The organism is Vibrio sp. 10N.222.46.A1 (genome assembly GCF_041473595.1).
Lineage (GTDB): Bacteria > Pseudomonadota > Gammaproteobacteria > Enterobacterales > Vibrionaceae > Vibrio > Vibrio tasmaniensis_A.
Genome location: NZ_JBFRSN010000887.1, coordinates 1 through 1,256, shown reverse-complemented (window position 1 = coordinate 1,256; position 1,256 = coordinate 1). Strand labels below are relative to the sequence as shown.

Annotated in this window: 2 protein-coding genes; both read left to right on the top strand. The window is 48.0% G+C overall.

Going from position 1 to position 1,256, the window contains the following annotated elements; translation table 11 throughout:
• Positions 1–100, top strand: a 100-nt coding sequence (locus tag AB4496_RS21510) for a hypothetical protein (RefSeq protein WP_372131902.1), incomplete at its 5' end; no start/stop codon positions are given.
• A gap of 18 nt (positions 101–118) precedes the next feature.
• Positions 119–1,256 (top strand): phenylalanine--tRNA ligase subunit beta (pheT, locus tag AB4496_RS21505; RefSeq protein WP_372131900.1); only part of this gene is annotated, 1,138 nt, incomplete at its 3' end.

The following is a 1,256-nucleotide window of genomic DNA, read 5'->3' as shown; positions in this document are numbered from 1 at the left end:
CGGTATGGGTGTAGAGCGTCTAACGATGCTTCGTTACGGCGTAAATGACCTTCGTGCGTTCTTCGAGAACGACCTTCGTTTCCTTAAACAATTCAAGTAATCCGGGGCAGTCAAAACTATGAAATTCAGTGAATCTTGGCTACGCGAGTGGGTTAAACCTGCAATTAACAGCGAAGAGCTAGCTCACCAAATCACTATGGCTGGTTTGGAAGTTGACGATGTAGAACCTGTTGCTGGTGAATTCACCGGCGTTAAAGTAGGTAAAGTGGTTGAGTGCGGTCAGCACCCAGACGCAGACAAACTACAAGTAACTAAAATTGATATCGGCGAAGAAGAGCTTTTAGACATCGTATGTGGTGCATCTAACTGTCGTCTTGGCCTAACTGTAGCAGTAGCAACAGTTGGCGCAGTACTTCCTGGTGACTTCAAAATCAAGAAAGCAAAACTACGTGGCGTTCCATCGCACGGCATGCTTTGTTCTTTCTCTGAGCTAGGTATCGACGTAGAGTCTGACGGCATCCTTGAGCTGCCAGAAGGCACAACGCTAGGTATGGACGTACGTGAGCTTCTTGAGCTTAACGACGTAACTATCGACGTAGACCTAACAGCAAACCGCGCAGACTGCTTCAGCATCCGTGGCCTTGCTCGTGAAGTTGGCGTACTAAACCGCGCAGACGTTACAGAGCCAGCAGTTGAAGCTGTTGCAACAAGCATTGAAGACACAGTATCTGTTGAAATCAAAGCAACTGATGCTTGTCCACGTTACCTTGGCCGTGTGGTTAAGAACGTAAACGTGAAAGCGGAATCTCCAATCTGGATGCAAGAAAAACTGCGTCGTTGTGGTATCCGTTCAATCGACCCAGTTGTAGACATCACAAACTATGTGATGCTAGAGCAAGGCCAACCAATGCACGCATTTGATCTCGCTAAGATCGAAGGCGGTATCGTGGTTCGTCTAGCAGAGCAGGGCGAAAAGCTAACACTTCTAGATGGCAACGAAGCTGAACTAAACAGCAACACACTTGTTATCGCTGACCACAACAAAGCACTAGCAATCGCTGGTATCTTTGGCGGTCAAGATTCAGGTGTTACGACTGAAACAACAGACGTTCTTCTTGAAGCGGCATTCTTCGCACCGGATCACATCCGTGGTCGCGCACGTGCTTACGGCCTTCACACAGATTCTTCTCTACGTTTCGAACGTGGTGTTGATTCAACACTTCAAGCAGCAGCAATGGAGCGTGCAACACAGCTTC